This is a genomic window from Sphingomonas sp. DC4900 (assembly GCF_049896485.1).
Lineage (GTDB): Bacteria > Pseudomonadota > Alphaproteobacteria > Sphingomonadales > Sphingomonadaceae > Sphingomonas > Sphingomonas aquatilis.
The window spans coordinates 142,129-161,569 of the sequence record NZ_JAFCUK010000004.1 but is presented as its reverse complement, the minus strand read 5'-3'; the positions used below and the strand labels follow the sequence as shown (position 1 = coordinate 161,569).

Sequence of the window (19,441 nt, the reverse complement as noted above, 5' to 3'; positions counted from 1 at the left end):
TCAGCCCTTCATCCGGTTGACGTCATCGACCGCGATCGTGCCGCGGCCACGGAAATAGATCACCAGGATCGCCAGCCCGATCGCCGCCTCACCCGCCGCGACGGTCAGCACGAACATCGCGAAGATCTGGCCGACCAGATCGTGGAGGAAGGCCGAGAAGGCGACGAGGTTGATGTTCACGGCGAGCAGGATCAGCTCGATCGCCATCAGGATGACGATCAGATTCTTGCGGTTCATGAAGATGCCGAGCACCCCCATGGTGAACAGGATCGCCGCGACGACCAGATAATGCGTCAGACCAATCACAGCTGGACCCCCTGGCCGACCGTCGGCTGCGTGTTGCGCGTCGCATCCTGAGGACGGCGCGCGTTCTGGCGAGCGATATTCTGCCCGCGCACGCCGCCACGCTGGCGATGCGTCAGCACGATCGCACCGATCATCGCGACCAGCAGGACGAAGCCCGCCGCCTCGAACACGAACAGATAGCGCGTGTAGAGCAGCTGCCCCATCGCCTGGATGTTCGGCACGGTGCCGTCGATCGGCGCGATGCGCTGGCTGATCTTCAGGCCACCGGCGCTCCACGCGCCGATGCCGATCAGGATCTCGGCGGCCAGCGCCACCGCCAGCGCTAGGCCCAGCGCCGCATAGCGCGCGAACCCGGCGCGCAGCTGCGCGACCTCGATGTCGAGCATCATGACGACGAACAGGAACAGCACCGCGACCGCACCGACATAGACGATGACGAGCAGCATCGCGATGAATTCAGCGCCGACGAGCACCATCAGCCCCGCCGCGTTGAAGAAGGCGAGGATCAGCCACATGACCGAATGCACCGGGTTGCGCGACGTAATCGTCATCGCACCCGAGCCGATCACGACGATCGCGAAGAGATAAAAGGCTATGGCCTGGATCACGAGTTGGTCGGCCCCCTCAGCCCGGAATCAAGTGCGGCGCGCATTAACGGTACGGCGCATCGGCGGCAAGGTTCGCCGCGATCGCCCGCTCCCAGCGGTCACCGTTGTCGAGGAGCTTGGCCTTGTCGTAGATCAGCTCTTCGCGCGTTTCGGTCGAAAATTCATAGTTCGGCCCTTCGACGATCGCGTCGACCGGGCACGCTTCCTGACACAGGCCGCAATAGATGCACTTGGTCATGTCGATGTCGTAGCGCGTCGTGCGGCGGCTGCCGTCGTCGCGCGGTTCGGCCTCGATCGTGATCGCCTGCGCCGGGCACACCGCCTCGCACAGCTTGCACGCGATGCAGCGTTCCTCGCCATTCGGATAGCGACGCAACGCATGCTCGCCGCGGAAGCGGGGCGAGATGGGGTTGCGCTCGTAGGGATAGTTGATCGTCGCCTTGGGCTTGAAGAAATACTTCAGCGTGAGGGCATGCGCCTTCACGAACTCCCAGAGCGTGAACGATTTGACGAGTTGACCTACGGTCACGATCCGAACCCCATAACCCGGTCGATGGCGACGACCGTCAATCCGATAATCACGCCGCCAAGAGCACGGCGCCACAGGTTGCTGGTGAGAATGGCGCTCACAGCGGCACCCGCATCCACATCAGCACGCCCGACACCAGGAACACCCAGAGCAGCGACAGCGGCAGGAACACCTTCCACCCCAGACGCATCAGCTGGTCGTAGCGGTAGCGCGGGACGGTCGCCTTCACCCAGCTGAAGATGAAGAAGAAGATCAGCATCTTGATGAAGAGGTTGATGATCCCCGGCACCCAGGTGAACGGCGCGAAGTTGAAGAACGGCAGCCAGCCGCCCCAGAACAGCGTCGCGTTGAGCGCGCACATCAGGAGCACGTTGGCATATTCGCCGAGCCAGAAGAGCGCGAAACTCATCGAGCTGTATTCGGTCTGATAGCCGGCGACGAGCTCGCTCTCCGCCTCGGTCAGGTCGAACGGCGCGCGTTGCGTTTCCGCCATCGACGAGATGAGGAACACGACCGACATCGGGAACAGCAGCGGATTGAGCACGAAGCCGTTGATCGGCAGGCCGTAAAGGTTCTGCTGCGCCAGCACGATCGCGGACAGGTTGAAGCTGCCCGCCCACAGCACGACCGTGACGAGGACGAAGCCGATCGCGACTTCGTAGCTCACCATCTGTGCCGCCGCACGCAGCGCCGAATAGAAGGGATATTTGGAGTTCGACGCCCAGCCCGACAGGATGATGCCGTAGACGCCGAGCGACGAGGCCGCGAGCACGTAGAGCAGGCCGACGTTGATGTCGGAGAGCACGACGCCTGCGCCGAACGGCACCACCGCCCAGACGATCAACGCCACCGTGAAGGTGATGATCGGCGCGAGCAGGAACAGCGTGCGGTTGGCCGCGGCCGGCACGATCGTTTCCTGCAGGAAGACCTTGAGGCCGTCGGCGAACGACTGCAGCAGGCCGAGCGGGCCGACGACATTCGGACCGCGACGCAGCGCCATCGCCGCCCAGATCTTGCGATCGGCGTAAATGATCATCGCGACCGCCAGCATCAGCGGCAGCGCGATGACCAGAATACCGATAATGGTCGAAACGAACCACGCCCAGCCATAGGGCAGCCCGACCGTGGTGTTGAAGAAATCGGTCACTCCGCCGCCTCCGCGAACGTCTCGCCATGGACCAGTTCGGCCGAGCAGCGCTGCATCGTCGGGGACGCGCGGCAGATGGCGTTGGTCAGATAAAAGTCCTTGATCGGATAGCCGGAAAGGCTCCCCTGCCCCGCGCCATCCAGCGCCGGCGGGTTCCATTCATAGCCGGCCAGCTGACCCACATGGCGCAGCGCCGGCACCTCGGTCGCCATCGCTTCGCGCAAGCCGGCGAGCGTGTCGAACGGCAGTGTGTGGCCGAGCACTTCCGACAAGGCGCGGAAGATCGTCCAGTCTTCCCGCGCGTCGCCCGGTGCGAACACCGCGCGCTCGCCACGCTGGACACGGCCTTCGGTGTTGACCCAGGTGCCCGACTTTTCGGCATAGGTCGCACCCGGCAGGATCACGTCGGCATGATGCGCGCCCTGATCGCCGTGATGGCCGACATAGACCTTGAAGCCGCCGAACGCGGTGAAATCCACCTCGTCCGCGCCCAGGAAGAAGGTGACGCCCGCGTCGCGCAGATCGGCGATGCCGCCCTTCTGCGCATAGCCGAGCATCAGTCCGCCCATGCGGCTCGCCGCCATGTGAACGACATTGAAGCCGTTCCAGCCGTCCCGGACCAGGTTGAACTGCTTGGCGAAGGCGAGCGCGGCGCCATGGCCGCCCTTCAGCGCACCACCACCGACGATCACCATCGGTGCCTTCGCGTCGGCGAAAATCTTGGCCGCAGCCTCCGGCAGATTGCCGAGCAGCGACAGGTCCGTGCCAAGCCATTCGACCTTATAGGTCAGCTCCGTCTCCGGCCCGATCGCGAAAACCTTCGCGCCCTTTTTGATTGCCTTGCGGATGCGAGTGTTGATCAGCGGCGCTTCCCAGCGCAGATTGGTGCCGACCAGCAGGATCGCGTCCGCCTGTTCGACGCCCGCGATCGTGGTGTTGAAGTTCACCGCGGCGAGGCTGGACGTATCATAGTCCATGCCGGTCTGGCGGCCTTCGAGCTTGGTCGAGCCGAGCGTCGCGAGCAGCGCCTTGGCGGCATACATCGTCTCGCAATCGATGAGATCGCCCGCGACCGCAGCGACGTTCGATCCGGCTGCGGCGACGCGATCCTTGATCACGCCGAACGCCTCGTCCCAGCTGACCGCAACGAGCTTGCCGTCACGGCGCACGTACGGGCGATCGAGGCGACGACGCACCAGGCCATCGACGTGGTGGCGCGTCTTGTCGTGCGCCCATTCCTCGTTGACGTCTTCGTTGATGCGCGGAACGCAGCGCAGCACCTGACGGCCGCGGCTGTCGAGGCGGATGTTGGTGCCGACCGCGTCCTGGACGTCGATCGTCAGCGTCTTCTTGAGCTCCCACGGCCGCGCTTCATAGGCGTAGGGCTTCGACGTCAGCGCACCAACCGGGCACAGATCGACGACGTTGCCGCTGAGCTCACTCGTCACCGCCTGCTCGAGGTAGCTGGTGATCTGCATGTCCTCGCCGCGATAGATCGCGCCGATTTCCTCCACGCCCGCAACCTCTTCCGCGAAGCGGACGCAGCGGGTGCACTGGATGCAGCGGGTCATGATCGTCTTGACGATCGGACCCATATACTTCTCGGTCACCGCCCGCTTGTTCTCGGTGTAGCGGCTGTGGCCCTTGCCGTAGGCGACGGACTGGTCCTGCAGGTCGCACTCGCCGCCCTGATCGCAGATCGGGCAGTCGAGCGGATGGTTGATCAGCAGGAATTCCATCACGCCTTCGCGCGCGTTCTTCACCATCGGCGTGGTGGTGAACACTTCCTGATTGTCCGCGGCGGGCAGCGCGCACGACGCCTGGGGCTTGGGCGGCCCCGGCTTCACCTCGACGAGGCACATGCGGCAATTGCCGGCGATCGACAGCCGTTCGTGGTAGCAGAAGCGCGGAATTTCCTTGCCCGCCGCCTCGCACGCCTGGAGCACGGTGGCTCCCTGCGGCACCTCGACCTCGATCCCGTCTACTTTAAGCTTCGGCATTATTCGGCAGCTTCCTGCATCGGGGCGAGATCGCCGCCGTTGCGCGAGTTGATGCGACGTTCCAGTTCCGGGCGGAAGTGGCGGATGAGGCCCTGGATCGGCCAGGCGGCGGCATCGCCGAGGGCGCAGATCGTGTGGCCTTCCACCTGCTTGGTCACCTGCTGCAGCGTGTCGATCTCGGCGATGTCGGCATCGCCGGTGCGCAGCCGCTCCATCACGCGCCACATCCAGCCGGTGCCTTCACGGCACGGCGTACACTGGCCGCAGCTTTCATGCTTGTAGAAGTAGCTGATCCGGCTGATCGCGCGGACGATGTCGGTCGACTTGTCCATGACGATGACCGCCGCGGTGCCGAGACCCGAACCGACCGCCTTCAGACCGTCGAAGTCCATCGGCGCATCGATGATGTCCTTGGCGGGCACCAGCGGCACCGACGAGCCGCCGGGGATGACCGCCAGCAGATTGTCCCAGCCGCCGCGGATACCGCCGCAATGCGTCTCGATCAGTTCGCGGAAGGTGAGGCCCATCGCGTCTTCGACGACGCAGGGCTTGTTCACATGGCCGCTGATCTGGAAGAGCTTGGTGCCCTTGTTGTTCTCGCGACCGAAGCTGGAGAACCATTCGGCGCCGCGCCGCAGGATCGTCGGGCCGACCGCAATCGATTCGACGTTGTTGACCGTCGTCGGGCAGCCATAGAGGCCGGCACCCGCCGGGAACGGCGGCTTGAGGCGCGGCTGCCCCTTCTTGCCTTCGAGGCTTTCGAGCATCGCGGTTTCTTCGCCGCAGATGTACGCACCAGCGCCACGATGGACGAAGACGTCGAAGTCGTAACCCGATCCGCAGGCATTCTTGCCGATCAGCCCGGCGTCATACGCCTCGGCGACGGCCGCAAACAGCGTCTCGGCCTCGCGGATATATTCGCCGCGGATGTAGATGTAGGCCGCGCGCGCGCGCATCGCGAAGCCGGCGATCAGCGCGCCCTCAATCAGCTTGTGCGGATCGTGACGGATGATCTCGCGGTCCTTGCACGAACCGGGTTCGGATTCGTCAGCGTTGATGACGAGGAAGTTCGGCCGATCGGGCTTCGGCTCCTTCGGCATGAACGACCATTTGGTGCCCGTGGGGAAGCCCGCGCCGCCACGACCGCGAAGACCCGACGCCTTGATGACGTCGATGATCGCGTCCTGGCCGAGCGCCATCAGCGCCTTGGTATTGTCCCAGTCGCCACGCTTCAGCGCCGCTGCCAAGTTCCAGGGCTGGAACCCGTAGACGTTGGTGAAGATGCGATCCTTGTCGGCAAGCATCAGGCCCACTCGCTCCGGTAATCGTGGTTCTCTTGCGTCATCGCGGTCAGCGTCGTCGGGCCGCCTTCGGGGCAGCTCGTCTGGCGGCCGATGGTCGAGCCGGTCTTCGGCTGCTCACCCTTGGCGAGCGCCTCCAGCACCGCGATGGTGCGGTCGTAGTCGAGATCCTCGTAATTGTCGTCGTTGATCTGGACCATCGGCGCGTTGGCGCAGGTGCCAAGGCACTCGACCTCGGTCAGCGTGAACAGGCCGTCGGGCGTCGTCTTGCCCTTGATCAGCCCCTTGTTCTTGCACGCCGCCAACACGTCGTCCGACCCGCGCAGCATGCACGGCGTCGTGCCGCAGACCTGCACGTGATAACGGCCGACCGGCGCGAGGTTGAACATCGTGTAGAAGGTCGCGACCTCGAACACGCGCATGTACGGCACACCGATCTGGCGCGCGACGAACTCGATCACCGGAACCGGCAGCCAGCCTTGCGTCTGCGTTTCCGCACCGACCTGACGCTGCGCCAGGTCGAGGAACGGGATCGAGGCCGACTGCTCACGACCGGCGGGATAGCGCGCGAGGATCTCGTTCGCCTTTTTCTGGTTCTCTTCGGTCCACGCGAAACCGCCCCAGCGTGCGCGGGTTTCGGCTTCGTCGGGGATCTGGGCTGCTTCAGCCATCAGCGGATGAACTCCACGCGCGACACCTTGTCGCCTTCAAACGAATAGACGGACATGACCTCGAACGTCTCGCCACCGGGCGCACGCTCGACCGCCTCATGCAGGACGACCGTCTCCCCCAGCTCGAACGTCGCGAGAATGTCCGCACGGTTTTGCGGATATTGCGCGAACATCGCCTTGAGGCCTGACCGCACGCCCTCCCGACCCTCGCGCAACACGGCGCCGCGATAGCCCGCCTCGCAGGCATCGTCGGTCATGAACGCGACATAGGCGTCGGCGTCCTGCGCATTGTAGCGCGCGATCATGGCGTGCGCGATGCCGGGCCGGTCGATGCTCACCGGTCGCACTCGCCGAACACGATGTCCATCGCGCCCAGGATCGCGGTCGTATCCGCCAGCATGTGGCCCTTCGACATGAAGTCCATGGCCTGCAAGTGGCTGAACGCGGTCGGACGGATCTTGCAGCGATAGGGCTTATTCGATCCGTCGGCGACGAGGAACACGCCGAACTCGCCCTTGGGGCTTTCGGTCGCGACATACACTTCGCCGGCGGGAACGTGATAGCCTTCGGTATAGAGCTTGAAGTGATGGATCAGCGCTTCCATCGAGCTCTTCATCTCGGCGCGCTTGGGCGGCACGACCTTGCGGTCGGTCGACGCGATCGGCCCTTCCGGCATTTCGGCGAGGCACTGTTTCATGATCCGCGCGGACTGGCGGACCTCTTCGACGCGCACCATGAACCGGTCGTAGCAATCGCCGCGCGTGCCGACCGGAATGTCGAAATCCATGCGCGCATAGGCGTCATAGGGCTGCGACTTGCGCAAATCCCACGGAATGCCCGCGGCGCGGATCATCGGGCCGGAGAAGCCCCAGGCGATCGCGTCTTCGCGGCTCACCGTCGCGATATCAACGTTGCGCTGCTTGAAGATGCGGTTGTCCGCGACCAGCGAAATCGCGTCCTCGAACAGGCGCGGCAGGCGCGTGTCGAGCCAATCGGCGATGTCGGTCAGCAGCTTGAGCGGCACGTCCTGATGGACGCCGCCCGGACGCATGTAATTGTGGTGCATGCGCGCGCCCGAGGCACGCTCGAAGAAGTTGAGGCAGTCTTCGCGGATCTCGAACAGCCACAGGTTCGGCGTCATCGCGCCGACGTCCATGACGTGGCTGCCGAGGTTGAGCATGTGGTTCGAGATGCGGGTCAGTTCGGCGAAGAAGACGCGCAGATATTGGGCACGCAGCGGCACCTCGATATCGAGCAGCTTCTCGACCGCGAGCACGAAGCTGTGCTCCATGCACATCGGCGAACAGTAATCGAGCCGATCGAAATACGGCAGCGCCTGCGCGTAGGTCTTGTACTCGATCAGTTTTTCGGTGCCGCGATGCAGCAGGCCGACATGCGGATCCACACGCTCGATAATCTCGCCGTCCAGCTCCATGACGAGGCGCAACACGCCGTGCGCCGCGGGATGCTGCGGGCCGAAGTTGATCGTGTAGTTCTGAATCGTCACGTCGCCGGTCGTCGGATCGGCGGCATCGGTGACGTGCATCAGTTCGTCGACATAGTCGCTCACTGGTTCTGTCCTTGGCCCTTGGTCGGGATCACGTCGGACGCGGCCGGCTTGTCGCCGCCCTTGTTGCCCGCATGCGGTTCGCCCGCGCCGGTCTGCGATGGCGCCTCCGTGGTCTTCGGCTCGTTCGTGACGGGCGCCGCCTTCGGCTGCGTCGGCGCATCGGCCTTGACGATCGTATCCGCTTTCAGCGGCGTCGGCGCGCCCTTGGCTTCGGGGACCATGCCCTTCTCGTCGCCCGGCAGCACATATTGTGCGCCTTCCCACGGGCTCTGGAAGTCGAAGTTGCGGAAGTCCTGCGCCAGCTGCACCGGCTGATAGACGACGCGCTTCGCCTCTTCCGAATAGCGCATCTCGACGAACCCGGAAAGCGGGAAGTCCTTGCGCTGCGGATGGCCGCGGAAGCCATAGTCGGTCAGGATACGGCGCAGGTCAGCATTGCCGGCGAACAGCACGCCGTACATGTCGTACACCTCGCGCTCCAGCCAGCCGGCGACCGGCCAGATGCCCGTGACCGACGGCACCGGCTTATCCTCGTCGGCGGCGACGTGGACGTGCAGGCGGTGGTTCCGCGTCAGCGACAGCAGGCAATAGACGACCTCGAACCGCTCCGCACGATCCGGATAGTCGACGCCGGCGATTTCCATCAGCTGCTGATATTCGAGGCCGGGCGTATCGCGCAGCTTGGTCAGCGCGTCGGCGATCGCCTCACGCTCGACGTAGAGCGCAACCTCGCCGACCTGGTCGACCGCGTCGATCAGCGCCGCGCCGAGCGTCGCGCGGACCGCTTCGATCGTTTCGCCATTGAGGTTCGCCGCAAAGGCGGGAGCGGGCGCCCTCACCGTTCGATGCTCCCGCTGCGGCGGATCTTCCGCTGCAACTGCATGATGCCATAGAGTAGCGCTTCCGCGGTCGGCGGGCAGCCGGGGACATAAATGTCCACGGGCACCACGCGATCGCAACCGCGCACGACGCTGTAGCTGTAATGGTAGTAGCCGCCGCCGTTGGCGCAGCTGCCCATCGAGATGACGTACTTCGGCTCCGACATCTGGTCGTAGACCTTGCGCAGCGCCGGCGCCATCTTGTTGCACAGCGTGCCGGCGACGATCATCACGTCCGACTGACGCGGGCTGGCGCGCGGCGCGGCACCGAAGCGTTCGAGATCGTAGCGCGGCATGTTGACGTGGATCATCTCGACCGCGCAGCAGGCGAGGCCAAACGTCATCCACCACAGCGAGCCGGTACGCGCCCACTGGAACAGCTCTTCGGTCGAGGTGACAAGGAAGCCCTTGTCGGTCAGCTCGCCGTTCAGGCTGTCGAAAAAGCCCTGATCCGGCTGCACCGGAGCGGTGCCCGCGGCCGAGCGATCGAGTTCAACGGGTCCGGACATGGGGGTCATTCCCAATCCAACGCTCCCTTTTTCCAGGCGTAGACGAGGCCGAGGGCCAGTTCGCCGATGAAGATCATCATGGAGATCCATGCGGTCCAGCCGATGCTGAAAACCGAGACTGCCCAAGGATATAGGAACGCGGCTTCAAGATCGAAGATGATGAACAGGATCGCGACGAGATAAAAGCGCACGTCGAATTGGCTGCGCGGATCCTCGAACGCGGGGAAGCCGCACTCATATTCCGACAGCTTCTGCTCGTTCGGCTTGTTGCTGCCGGTCAGCCGCGACACCGCCATCGGCAGGAACACGAAGGTGCTCGACAGCGCGATGGCGACGCCCAGGAACAGCAGGATCGGCAGATATTGCGACAGGTCAACCAAAGGGCATCTCGCACATGCGATAGGAATGGGGTGGCTTTAGGCCTCCGCGCCGGGTCGGGCAAGGCCGTGGCGGCGTGAGAATGAATCGCAGAAAGGCGCGGTTCAGGCGCAGGCGGTCACCCTTCCGCGGCTACGCCGCTCCCTCCCTCCCCCGATGGGAGAGGGAAGAGGCGCGCAGCACCGATGGGTGAATGTGCGTGCGGGACGGCTCGCTTAACGCAGCGCGCCGGCGACCAGCTTGTGCAGCTTGACGTGCAGGCCGTCATTGGCGGCGAGGAATTCGTTCTTTTCCATCGCCCGGTCGGCACCGCGGAAGTCGGTGACATAGCCGCCGGCTTCCTTGACGAGCAGCAGCCCCGCCGCCGTATCCCAGGGCTTCAGGCCAGATTCCCAATAGCCGTCGAAGCGACCCGCCGCGACCCAGGCGAGATCAAGCGCGGCCGAACCGAAACGACGGATTCCGGCGACTTCGGGGGCGACCGCACCGAAGATGCGGCTCCACTGGACGAAATCACCATGGCCCAGGAACGGAATACCCGTGGCGATCAGCGCTTCCGACAGATCGCGGCGGGCCGAGACGCGCAGGCGCTGGTCGGTCAGCCAGGCGCCACGGCCCTTTTCGGCCCAGAAGCTCTCGTCGGTCAGCGGCTGATAGACGAGCGCGGTCGTGATCTCGCGCTTGCCGGCCGGCGTCAGCTCCTCGACCGCGATCGAGATCGCGAAATGCGGGATGCCGTGGAGGAAGTTCGACGTGCCATCCAGTGGATCGATGATGAAGCGCGGCTTGTCGGGGTCGCCCTTCACCTCGCCGCCCTCTTCCATCAGGAAACCCCAGTCGGGACGCGCCTTGCGCAATTCCTCGAAGAGGGTCTGCTCGGCGCGCTTGTCGGCGATCGACACGAAGTCGGCAGGCCCCTTGCGGCTGACCTGGAGATGCTGGACCTCGTTGAAGTCGCGACGCAGCGCGGTGCCAGCCTTGCGGGCGGCGCGCTCGATGACGGTGAAGAGGCCGGAATGGGAGGGCATGGGATAATCTCTATACCCCTCTCCCGGCGGGAGAGGGAGGGGCCCGCCGCCGTCAGGCGGTGGGAGGGTGAGGGTCGGATGAAGGCCCTGCCCTCACCCGACCTCGCTACGCTCGGCCACCCTCTCCCGATGGGAGAGGGATCATCAATCAATCCGCGCGGCGGACGTACGTCTGCTCGTACACGTCGACGACGATGCGCGTGCCAGCACCGATATGCGGCGGCACCATCACGCGGACGCCGTTGTCGAGGATGGCGGGTTTGTAGCTGGACGAGGCGGTCTGCCCCTTCACCACGGCATCCGCCTCGACGATCGTCGCTTCGATCGTGCTCGGCAGTTCGACCGAAATCGGCTTTTCGTCATACAGTTCGAGCACGACGTCCATACCATCCTGCAGGAAGGCCGCGGCATCGCCGAGGATGCCCGCGTCGAGCGTGATCTGTTCGTAGCTTTCCTTGTCCATGAAGGTCAGCTGGTCGCCGTCGCGGAACAGATACTGGAAATCCTTGGTGTCGAGGCGCACGCGCTCGACCGTCTCCGCCGAGCGGAAGCGGACGTTGTTCTTGCGGCCGTCTATCAGGTTCTTCATCTCGACCTGCATGTACGCACCGCCCTTGCCGGGCTGCGTGTGCTGGATCTTGACCGCGCGCCAGATGCCGCCTTCATATTCGATGATGTTGCCGGGACGGATGTCCACGCCGCTGATCTTCATGGGATTGAACCTACTGGAAAGAGCGAGTTTGGCGGGCGATGAGCCACGCCGGGTGGCCGCGCTTTACCGTGCGGGCGCCGAAGCGGCAAGCATCGGGAACGGATTGACGTCCTCGCCCTGATACCAGCGATCACCCGCCCCCATGCGCTGCATGCCGAAATGGAGGTGATAATTGCCCGCACCCGCATCGCCGGTGTCGCCGACATAGGCGATCGTCTGCCCGGCACGCACGGGCTGGCCGACGGCGATACCCGGCGCGTAGCCCGACAGATGCGCGTAATAATAGACCCAGCGGCGGTCGGGCGAGCGGATGTAGAGCGTCGTACCGCCGCGGTCGGACTGGAACAGCTTTTCGACGCGGCCGGCCGCGGCGGCGAGAACGGGGGTGCCGGCGGGGGCGGGAATGTCGGTGCCGTGATGCCCTCGACTGCCGCCTTCGCGTGGGTCGTTCCAGCTGTCCATGATGGTCGATCGGGCAATGCCGGCGACAGGCACGGTGAGTTGGCCGGTCGGTGCCGTGGCCTCGGCGGCCGGTTCGGGGGTGCTCGCCGTTGCGGTCACGCGGCGCGCCGAGGGGTCGGCGGTGCCGAAGCGGGTCATGGCGACGAACGCCGCTCCGAGCAGCACCAAGCCGACAAGAATGCCCCAGCCGAGGCGAGTCATGCACCCTCCCCTTCGTCACCCCGGACGTGTTCCGGGGTCCACCGGTCAGCAAGGGCATGGCCGGAGGCTCTAGCCGCCCCCCTCGCCGCGGAGTGGACCCCGGAACGAGTCCGGAGTGACGCGAACTTTGGTGCGAGCGTCACCATCCCATTCACGCTTGGAACACCGCCTTGGTGCCCGGCTTCACCATCTGCGCCAGGCGCGCGACATCCCAGTTGGTCAGACGGATGCAGCCGTGGCTTTCCGTCCGGCCGATGAGCTCGGGGTGCGGCGTGCCGTGGATGCCGTAATGCTCCTTCGACAGGTCGAGCCACACCACGCCGACCGGACCGTTCGGCCCCGGCGGCAGCAACTCCTTCTCGTCGCCCTTCTTCGCGTCCCAGAACAAAGCCGGGTTATAGTGGAACTTGGGGTTGTAATCGGCGCCGTAGATCTTCCACGTCCCCAGCGGCAGCGGATCGTGCTCCGACCCCATCGTCGCGCTGAACTGCGCGATCAACTTGTCGTCCTTGTCGAGGACGCGCAGCACCTTGTCCGATTTGTCGACGACGATGTGGTCGGCGACGGGCTGGTTGGCGTCGACGTTGAGCATGTTGAGCGTCTGGCGCCAGTGATCGGGCAGCTTGGCGTCATAGTTACGCGACGCGGGCAGCGCATTGGGAACGATGATCGTGTTGCCGACCTTCAGCCGCGTCGAGGGGGAGTTGAGCGCGATCAGCGTCTCGGGGCTGGTGTGGAACATCTCCGCCAGCTTTTCCATCGGGGTCGCATAGCCGATCGTCGGCAGCTTCGCCTGTTCGCCGTAATCCTTAGGCAGCGGGTTGATATAGGGCCCGGCGAGCGCCTCGCGCGTCAGCATGAAGCGCGCGGTCGGGCGCTTGGCACGGTAGGGATAGAGCGCCGCGAGCGTCGCGGCGTCGGGCTTACCGGTCTTGGGCAGACCCTTGGCCTCCTGGAACCCCTTCAGCGCGGCGGTGAGCGACTGGCCGCCCTTCCCGTCGAGCAGGCCGGGACCGAAGCCGAGCGAGTCGAGGATCACCTGGACATGAAGCAGGTTGCGATCGACGGGCTTGGCCGCCGGGGCGGCTTGGGGTGCCTGTGCCGTCGCCGACGCGGCGAGCGCGGCGCCCGCCAAGAGTGCCGTGGTGAGTGCCGCCTTCATCAATCCGCTCCCTGACCGTTACGCAGGCGGATCAACGGGCGGAGGGGCTAAGGGTTTCGTGGAACAGCCGTTTTGTGCGGAGCGCTTCGCCTGCCACCTTTGTCACCCCGGACGGGTCCCAGGGCGACGGGGGTCAGCGGCTCAGCCGTTCAGCACCTTCGTGAATGCGGCGACAGCGGCGGCCTCGTCGCCGTTCCACACCGCGCCGGACACGGCGAGGAAGTCCGCGCCGGCGGCCACCAGTGGCGCGGCGTTGTCCGGCGTGATGCCGCCGATCGCGACGCTGGGCAGTTCGAACATCGACGCCCACCAAGACAGGATCGACGGCTCCGGCACGTGCTTCACCGTTTTGGTCGTGGTCGGATAGAAAGCACCGAAGGCCACGTAGTCGGCACCGCCCTCGCCCGCCTCCATGGCGAGGTGACGGCTGTCGTGACAGGTCACGCCGATCTGGACATTGGGGCCCAGCGCATCACGTGCTTCTCGCGGGTCGCCGTCATCCTGACCCAGATGCACGCCGTCGGCGCCCAGGCGCTTGGCAAGCGAGATGCTGTCGTTGACGATGAACGCGACCTCGCGGTCCGCGCACAGGCGCTGAAGCGGTTCCGCCAGCTTCGCTGCCGCGTGCTGGTCGATATCCTTCACGCGAAACTGGAAGGCCGCGACGGGGCCGGCGTCGAGTGCGCGCGCCAATCGGTCGGCGAAGCCACCGGTCACATCGAGCGGCGAGATCAGGTAGAGCTGGCACGGTGGCCGACGGTCGTCACGGCGGAACTGCGCCGCAAATTCAGGGTCGAGGGGGCCAAGCGGATCGTCTTCGGTCATGCCCGGCCCCTACCCCGATTGCCGCCGCGACGAAAGCCGCGGCGGCAGGATCGGCTTACGCCTCGCCCTTGTAGATCGCGACGAGCTTCGCCAGCATCTCCAGCGCGTCTTCGCGGCTGCGCTGGAAGGTGTTGCGGCCGATGATCGAGCCGTTGCCGCCACCCGCCAGGATGTCGCGCGCGTCCTGATAGACCGCATCGGCGCCCTTGGCCGCACCGCCCGAGAAGACGACGATACGGCGACCGGCGAAACTCGACTGGACGACGTGGCGGACGCGGTCCGCCTGGTTCGACCAGTCGGTGCCCTCATACGCCTTCTTGGCTTCGTCCTGCTCGATATGCGCGGACGGCAGCTTCACTTTGATGATGTGTGCGCCGAGCAGCGCCGCCATGTGCGCGGCGTATGCGCCGACGTCGAGCGCCAGTTCGCCGTCCTTGCTGAGCTTGCCGCCGCGCGGATAGCTCCAGATGACGGTCGCGATGCCGACGGCCTTCGCCTCTTCGGACAGTTCACGAATCTCTTCCATCTGCTCGAAAATCTGGTCCGAGCCGGGGTAGATGGTGAAGCCGATCGCCGCGCAGCCGAGGCGCACCGCATCGCCGACGCTCGCCGTCACCGCCTGGTCGATGCTGGTCGCCCAGCTGTTCGAGCTATTGACCTTCAGGATCGTCGGGATCTGGCCGGCGAAGGTGTCGGCACCCGCCTCGAGCGGCCCGAGCGGCGCGGCATAGGCGCTGAGGCCCGCGTCCACCGCCATCTGATAGTGATAATGCGGGTCGTAGGCCGGCGGATTCACGGCGAACGAGCGCGCCGGGCCGTGTTCGAAGCCCTGATCGACGGGCAGAATGATGAGCTTGCCGGTGCCGCCCAGCTTGCCCTGCATCAGGATGCGGGCGAGGTTCGCCTTCACCGCGGGGCTGGTGGCTTCATACTTGTCGAGGATCGCCTTGACGGCGGGCGTGACGTTCGTGGTCATGAGTAGCTCCTTGGGGGCACGTCGTGAAATGGGGTCGTCAGAGCATCAGCCAGCGCCGCAGCGCCTGGTCGATCTGCTCCATGCGGGTGGGGCTGGCATCGCCGATCACCGCGGTGATGCGGTGGCGTGCGACGCTGGTGATCCGGTCGACCTCCACCTCGCATTCGGCGGTCAGGCCATTGTGTTCGCGCGGCGACATGACGACGCGGAACAGCGCCTCGCCACCGATCACCGAGGTGAGCGGGCAGACGGTGATCGTCGCATGCGTCGCGTTGAACAGGTCGGACTGGACGACGACGCACGGCCGCGCCGGCGCACCGTCGGGTCCATCGACCAACACGATGCCGCCATGCCTTATTTCCACGCGCGCGCATCCTGCCAGAAGATCACATCATCGCTCGATACGCGTTGCGATGCGCGGGTCGATTGGCGGCGGGCCTCGCGGCGATAGGCGTCGTCGTGCAGGTCGACGTAGCGACGCACCGCCTCGCGCGCGATGTCGCTCTTGCTGCGACCCTGGGTGCGCGCGACCGCGGCGAGCCGCTCTTCCAATTCGGTGTCGAGTCGCACTCCGAGCATGCCGGCTCCCTGCCTGTTTAACGCGTTTAACCTACGGCGTGGCAGGACCTTGCGCAAGGGGCGAGTGCAGCCTTGACGCCACGCGCCAAAGGACGCTTGATGCGGGCCAAGGGGGAATGATCATGACACCAATCCGGCTGGCGATCGTCGCTGCGCTGTTGACCGCGAGCGGCGCGGGCGCGGCGGCGGACCGTTATGCGTCGCCGCTGGTTGGCAAACCTGCGCCGGACGCGGAACTGACGCTGATCGACGGCAGCAAGGTGCGGCTCGCCGATCTGCGCGGGCAGGTGGTAATCCTGAACTTCTGGGCGACGTGGTGCGTGCCCTGCCGTGCCGAACTGCCGTTGCTGGATGCCTATTATCGCACGCAGCAGAAGCACGGCCTGCGCGTGTTCGCGGTGGCGACCGAGGATTCGGTGCCGGTCTTTCGGATGAAGCCGCTGTTCGCGGCGATGGCGATCACGCCCACGCGGCGGGTGAAGGGCAAATATCCGCTGATCGGCAATGCGGTGCCGACCAATTACGTCATCGATCGTGCGGGGGTCGTCCGCTACGCCAAGGCGGCATCGCTCGACCTCGACGATCTCAACACCATCGTCGTGCCGCTATTGAAGGAGACGCCGCCCACCTGAGCGGCGTCTCGCATTCGGGTCAGGCGGTGAGCGCGGCGACGCCGGGCAGTGCCTTGCCTTCCATCCATTCGAGGAAGGCGCCACCGGCGGTCGACACGAAGGTGAAGCGATCCGCCACACCCGCCTGGTTGAGCGCGGCGACGGTATCGCCACCGCCCGCAACCGAGACGAGGCTGCCGTCCTGCGTCAGCGCCGCGGCGGTGCGCGCCAGGCTGACCGTCGCGACGTCGAAGGGCGGCGTCTCGAATGCGCCCATCGGGCCGTTCCACACGAGCGTGCGGCAGTTCTTCAGCACATCGCCCAGCGCCTCGACCGCACTCGGGCCGACGTCCAGGATCATCTCGTCTGCCGCGACTTCGTGGACATTGACGGTGCGGACCGGCGGGTTGGCGCGGAATTCCTTCGCCACCACGACGTCATACGGCAGATGGACGGTGCAATTAGCGCGATCCGCGGCCTCGAGAATCTCCTCCGCGGTGCCGGTCAGATCATGCTCGCACAGCGACTTGCCGACATCGACCCCCCGCGCCGCGAGGAAGGTATTCGCCATGCCACCGCCGATGATCAGGTGATCGACGCGGGCGACGAGGTGCTTGAGCACGTCGAGCTTGGTCGACACCTTGGCGCCACCGACCACGGCGGCAACGGGGTGGTCGGGGTTGCCCAGCGCCTTTTCGAGCGCGTCGAGTTCGGCCTCCATCGCACGACCGGCGAAGGCGGGCAGCACCTTGGCCAGCCCCTCGGTCGAGGCATGCGCGCGGTGCGCTGCCGAAAAGGCATCGTTGACATAGAGATCACCCAATTTGGCAAATCGTTGAACGACTTGTGGATCGTTCTTCTCTTCGCCACCGAAGAAGCGCGTGTTCTCCAGAACCGCGATATCGCCGGGTTGCAGCGTCGCGACAGCCGCCTCGTCGCCCTCCCAATCGATATAGCGGACCTCGCGTCCCAGCACGGCGGAATAAGGGCGGACGATGCGGCTGAGCGACATCTCAGGATTCGGCGTGCCCTTCGGACGGCCGAAATGCGCCAGAATCAGTACGATCGCACCACGGTCGGCGAGTTCGGTGACGGTCGGCAACGTCGCGCGCAGCCGCGTGTCGTCGGTGACGACACCGTCGGCCATCGGGACGTTCAGATCCTCGCGCACCAGCACGCGTTTGCCACGAACTTCGCCCATATCGTCGAGCGTCTTGAAGGCCTTAGCCATGATATCGTCCTTCAGATCTTAAGAGAATGAGACGACCGACACGGGATCGCCGATCGCGATCCGGCCGGGCACCTTCACGCGCGTACAGGCCCCGCCCCGCCAGTCGGGCGTCAGCGCCGCCTTCAGCCCGGTCGCGATCGTCTCCATGCGGCTGCACGGGTCGCATTCGACCGTGATCTCCAGCTCGACCGCTCCGATGCGCAGCCGCGTGCCGGGCACCTGCGGGATGTCGAAGCCGTCGACCAACAGGTTAACGCGCCGTTCCTGCCACGGGATCGTATGTCCGAGGTCCGCCATGGCGGCATCCCAGTCGCCGCGCTCCATCAGCGTCACCTGCCGCTTGCCGCGCCCGCCGGGCTTCACCGCGCCACGAAAATCGCCGTGCAGGCCACCTTCGACCGTCACGTCGACGGCTTCGACCAGTTCCATCGGCGCCTTCGAAAAGGCGTGCCGGGCGATCCCGACGAGCGTGCCGGCGGTCGTCATACCCGCCCCGTCATCGCGAGGAGCGCAGCGGCGCGGCGATCCGGAGCGTCGTGCGTGACGCTCCGGATCGCTTCGCTCCGCTCGCAATGACGGAATGGGTCATTGACGATGCCTTAGAGGAACTTCGCCATCGCCGTCGCGGTGTCGACCATGCGGTTCGAGAAGCCCCATTCGTTGTCGTACCAGCTGACGACGCGGACGAGCTTGCCGTCGAGCACCGCGGTTTCCAGGCTGTCGACGGTCGACGACTGCGGCGAATGCATCAGGTCGATCGAGACGAGCGGTTCGTCCGAATAGACGAGCACGCCCTTCAGCGGACCGTCTTCCGACGCGGCCTTCAGGATCGCATTGACCTCGTCCTTCGTCGTGTCGCGCTTCGGCGTGAAGGTCAGATCGATCAGGCTGACGTCGGGCACCGGCACGCGGATCGCCGAACCGTCCAGCTTGCCCTTCAGTTCGGGCAGCACCTCACCCACCGCGCGAGCGGCACCGGTGGTGGTCGGGATCATGCTCATCGCCGCGGCGCGGGCGCGCCGCAGATCCGGGTGGATCTGGTCGAGGATCTTCTGGTCGTTGGTGTAGGCGTGGACGGTGGTCATCAGGCCGCGCTCGATGCCCACCGTGTCGTTCAGGACCTTGGCGACCGGCGCCAGGCAGTTGGTGGTGCAGGACGCATTCGAGACGATCGTGTGCTCGGCGGTCAGCTTGTCGTGGTTGACGCCATAGACGACGGTGAGGTCGACGCCCTTGCCCGGGGCCGAGATCAGCACCTTCTTCGCGCCCGCGTCGATATGCTTCTGGCACGAGACGTTGTCGGTGAAGAAGCCGGTGCATTCGAGCACCAGATCGACGCCCAGTTCCTTGTGCGGCAGGTTCGCGGGATCGCGCTCGGCGGTGACGCGGATACGCTTGCCGTCGATGACGAGGTCGTTGCCCTCGGCAGTGACGGTGCCGGGGTATTTGCCGTGAACGCTGTCACGGCTGAAGAGCCAGGCGTTCGACTTGGCGTCGGCGAGGTCGTTGATCGCGACCAGTTCGAGGTCGCCGGCACCGCGTTCGATGATCGCGCGCGCCACCAGTCGGCCGATGCGGCCGAAGCCGTTGATCGCAACCTTCACCGTCATCTGCTTCACTCCTCGCAATGGGTCGCGGCGCATCGGATTCGGGGCCGCGTTAAACGTGTTAAAGCGGCCCCGCCTTTGCGAGGGGGAACGCCCGTCTGTCAACCGCGGGCGATGCGCGGATCGTGTTTGCGCGAAGCGGTTTGACGA

At 65.5% G+C, this 19,441-nt stretch carries 24 protein-coding genes; 1 reads left to right on the top strand and 23 read right to left on the bottom strand.

The window, feature by feature from the left end; translation table 11 throughout:
* The 20 genes from nuoK to relB all read right to left on the bottom strand — a co-directional run bounded on the left by nuoK (position 1) and on the right by relB (position 15,842).
* Positions 1 to 306, bottom strand: a complete 306-nt coding sequence (gene nuoK / locus ACP690_RS07270; RefSeq protein ID WP_017979172.1) for an NADH-quinone oxidoreductase subunit NuoK — start codon at positions 304 to 306, stop codon at positions 1 to 3.
* On the bottom strand, positions 303 to 914 hold the full coding sequence (locus ACP690_RS07265; protein ID WP_043059724.1) for an NADH-quinone oxidoreductase subunit J: 612 nt from the start codon (positions 912 to 914) through the stop codon (positions 303 to 305). The genes nuoK and ACP690_RS07265 overlap by 4 nt, the downstream gene beginning before the upstream one ends.
* A 43-nt stretch (positions 915 to 957) precedes the next feature.
* On the bottom strand, positions 958 to 1,446 hold the full coding sequence (gene nuoI, locus ACP690_RS07260; RefSeq protein ID WP_172436196.1) for an NADH-quinone oxidoreductase subunit NuoI: 489 nt from the start codon (positions 1,444 to 1,446) through the stop codon (positions 958 to 960).
* Positions 1,447 to 1,540: 94 nt separating this feature from the next.
* Positions 1,541 to 2,590, bottom strand: coding sequence for an NADH-quinone oxidoreductase subunit NuoH (nuoH, locus tag ACP690_RS07255; RefSeq protein ID WP_017979176.1), 1,050 nt, complete (start codon positions 2,588 to 2,590; stop codon positions 1,541 to 1,543).
* The gene (gene nuoG / locus ACP690_RS07250) at positions 2,587 to 4,590 is read right to left on the bottom strand and encodes an NADH-quinone oxidoreductase subunit NuoG (protein WP_426260626.1); all 2,004 of its coding nucleotides are present in this window, start codon (positions 4,588 to 4,590) and stop codon (positions 2,587 to 2,589) included. The genes nuoH and nuoG overlap by 4 nt, the downstream gene beginning before the upstream one ends.
* Entirely contained in the window at positions 4,590 to 5,894 is a 1,305-nt protein-coding gene (gene nuoF / locus ACP690_RS07245) for an NADH-quinone oxidoreductase subunit NuoF (protein WP_024310282.1), read from the bottom strand. The genes nuoG and nuoF overlap by 1 nt, the downstream gene beginning before the upstream one ends.
* Positions 5,894 to 6,562 (bottom strand): complex I 24 kDa subunit family protein, encoded by a 669-nt coding sequence (locus ACP690_RS07240; protein ID WP_043059727.1) that lies wholly within the window; start codon positions 6,560 to 6,562, stop codon positions 5,894 to 5,896. The genes nuoF and ACP690_RS07240 overlap by 1 nt, the downstream gene beginning before the upstream one ends.
* Positions 6,562 to 6,867: a nuclear transport factor 2 family protein gene (locus ACP690_RS07235; RefSeq protein WP_232479821.1), complete on the bottom strand. Its 306-nt coding sequence runs from the start codon at positions 6,865 to 6,867 to the stop codon at positions 6,562 to 6,564. Before ACP690_RS07235 ends, ACP690_RS07240 begins: the two co-directional genes overlap by 1 nt.
* Before the next feature lie 29 nt (positions 6,868 to 6,896).
* On the bottom strand, positions 6,897 to 8,108 hold the full coding sequence (locus tag ACP690_RS07230; RefSeq protein ID WP_172436197.1) for an NADH-quinone oxidoreductase subunit D: 1,212 nt from the start codon (positions 8,106 to 8,108) through the stop codon (positions 6,897 to 6,899).
* A gap of 20 nt (positions 8,109 to 8,128) precedes the next feature.
* The gene (locus ACP690_RS07225) at positions 8,129 to 8,971 is read right to left on the bottom strand and encodes an NADH-quinone oxidoreductase subunit C (RefSeq protein WP_426260625.1); all 843 of its coding nucleotides are present in this window, start codon (positions 8,969 to 8,971) and stop codon (positions 8,129 to 8,131) included.
* On the bottom strand, positions 8,968 to 9,519 hold the full coding sequence (locus ACP690_RS07220) for a NuoB/complex I 20 kDa subunit family protein (protein WP_426260624.1): 552 nt from the start codon (positions 9,517 to 9,519) through the stop codon (positions 8,968 to 8,970). Before ACP690_RS07220 ends, ACP690_RS07225 begins: the two co-directional genes overlap by 4 nt.
* Before the next feature lie 5 nt (positions 9,520 to 9,524).
* Entirely contained in the window at positions 9,525 to 9,899 is a 375-nt protein-coding gene (locus ACP690_RS07215; protein WP_017979184.1) for an NADH-quinone oxidoreductase subunit A, read from the bottom strand.
* A gap of 213 nt (positions 9,900 to 10,112) precedes the next feature.
* Positions 10,113 to 10,925, bottom strand: coding sequence for an inositol monophosphatase family protein (locus tag ACP690_RS07210; RefSeq protein ID WP_043059730.1), 813 nt, complete (start codon positions 10,923 to 10,925; stop codon positions 10,113 to 10,115).
* A 148-nt stretch (positions 10,926 to 11,073) separates the two neighbouring features.
* Positions 11,074 to 11,637: an elongation factor P gene (gene efp / locus ACP690_RS07205; protein ID WP_017979186.1), complete on the bottom strand. Its 564-nt coding sequence runs from the start codon at positions 11,635 to 11,637 to the stop codon at positions 11,074 to 11,076.
* 63 nt (positions 11,638 to 11,700) lie between these two features.
* Positions 11,701 to 12,300, bottom strand: coding sequence for a M23 family metallopeptidase (locus tag ACP690_RS07200; protein ID WP_426260623.1), 600 nt, complete (start codon positions 12,298 to 12,300; stop codon positions 11,701 to 11,703).
* Between the two features lie 151 nt (positions 12,301 to 12,451).
* On the bottom strand, positions 12,452 to 13,462 hold the full coding sequence (locus ACP690_RS07195) for a L,D-transpeptidase family protein (RefSeq protein WP_426260622.1): 1,011 nt from the start codon (positions 13,460 to 13,462) through the stop codon (positions 12,452 to 12,454).
* Between the two features lie 141 nt (positions 13,463 to 13,603).
* Complete coding sequence (gene thiE, locus ACP690_RS07190) at positions 13,604 to 14,287, bottom strand: thiamine phosphate synthase (RefSeq protein WP_426260621.1); 684 nt, start codon at positions 14,285 to 14,287, stop codon at positions 13,604 to 13,606.
* A 55-nt stretch (positions 14,288 to 14,342) separates the two neighbouring features.
* Entirely contained in the window at positions 14,343 to 15,263 is a 921-nt protein-coding gene (locus tag ACP690_RS07185; RefSeq protein ID WP_426260620.1) for a class I fructose-bisphosphate aldolase, read from the bottom strand.
* Between the two features lie 37 nt (positions 15,264 to 15,300).
* Positions 15,301 to 15,627: a type II toxin-antitoxin system PemK/MazF family toxin gene (locus tag ACP690_RS07180; RefSeq protein WP_426260619.1), complete on the bottom strand. Its 327-nt coding sequence runs from the start codon at positions 15,625 to 15,627 to the stop codon at positions 15,301 to 15,303.
* On the bottom strand, positions 15,618 to 15,842 hold the full coding sequence (gene relB, locus ACP690_RS07175) for a type II toxin-antitoxin system RelB family antitoxin (protein WP_183949553.1): 225 nt from the start codon (positions 15,840 to 15,842) through the stop codon (positions 15,618 to 15,620). The genes ACP690_RS07180 and relB overlap by 10 nt, the downstream gene beginning before the upstream one ends.
* Positions 15,843 to 15,958: 116 nt before the next feature.
* Here relB and ACP690_RS07170 point away from each other — a divergent pair, with 116 nt between their 5' ends.
* Positions 15,959 to 16,474 carry a TlpA family protein disulfide reductase gene (locus ACP690_RS07170; RefSeq protein WP_017979193.1) on the top strand — a complete coding sequence of 172 codons (516 nt, stop codon included), beginning with the start codon at positions 15,959 to 15,961 and terminating at the stop codon, positions 16,472 to 16,474.
* 19 nt (positions 16,475 to 16,493) lie between these two features.
* Here the strand turns inward: ACP690_RS07170 and ACP690_RS07165 are convergent, their stop codons facing one another.
* The 3 genes from ACP690_RS07165 to gap all read right to left on the bottom strand — a co-directional run bounded on the left by ACP690_RS07165 (position 16,494) and on the right by gap (position 19,294).
* Entirely contained in the window at positions 16,494 to 17,684 is a 1,191-nt protein-coding gene (locus ACP690_RS07165) for a phosphoglycerate kinase (RefSeq protein WP_426260618.1), read from the bottom strand.
* Between the two features lie 18 nt (positions 17,685 to 17,702).
* Positions 17,703 to 18,170 (bottom strand): MOSC domain-containing protein, encoded by a 468-nt coding sequence (locus tag ACP690_RS07160; protein WP_426260617.1) that lies wholly within the window; start codon positions 18,168 to 18,170, stop codon positions 17,703 to 17,705.
* 113 nt (positions 18,171 to 18,283) lie between these two features.
* The gene (gene gap, locus ACP690_RS07155; protein WP_020486529.1) at positions 18,284 to 19,294 is read right to left on the bottom strand and encodes a type I glyceraldehyde-3-phosphate dehydrogenase; all 1,011 of its coding nucleotides are present in this window, start codon (positions 19,292 to 19,294) and stop codon (positions 18,284 to 18,286) included.
* Positions 19,295 to 19,441: the final 147 nt, after the last annotated feature.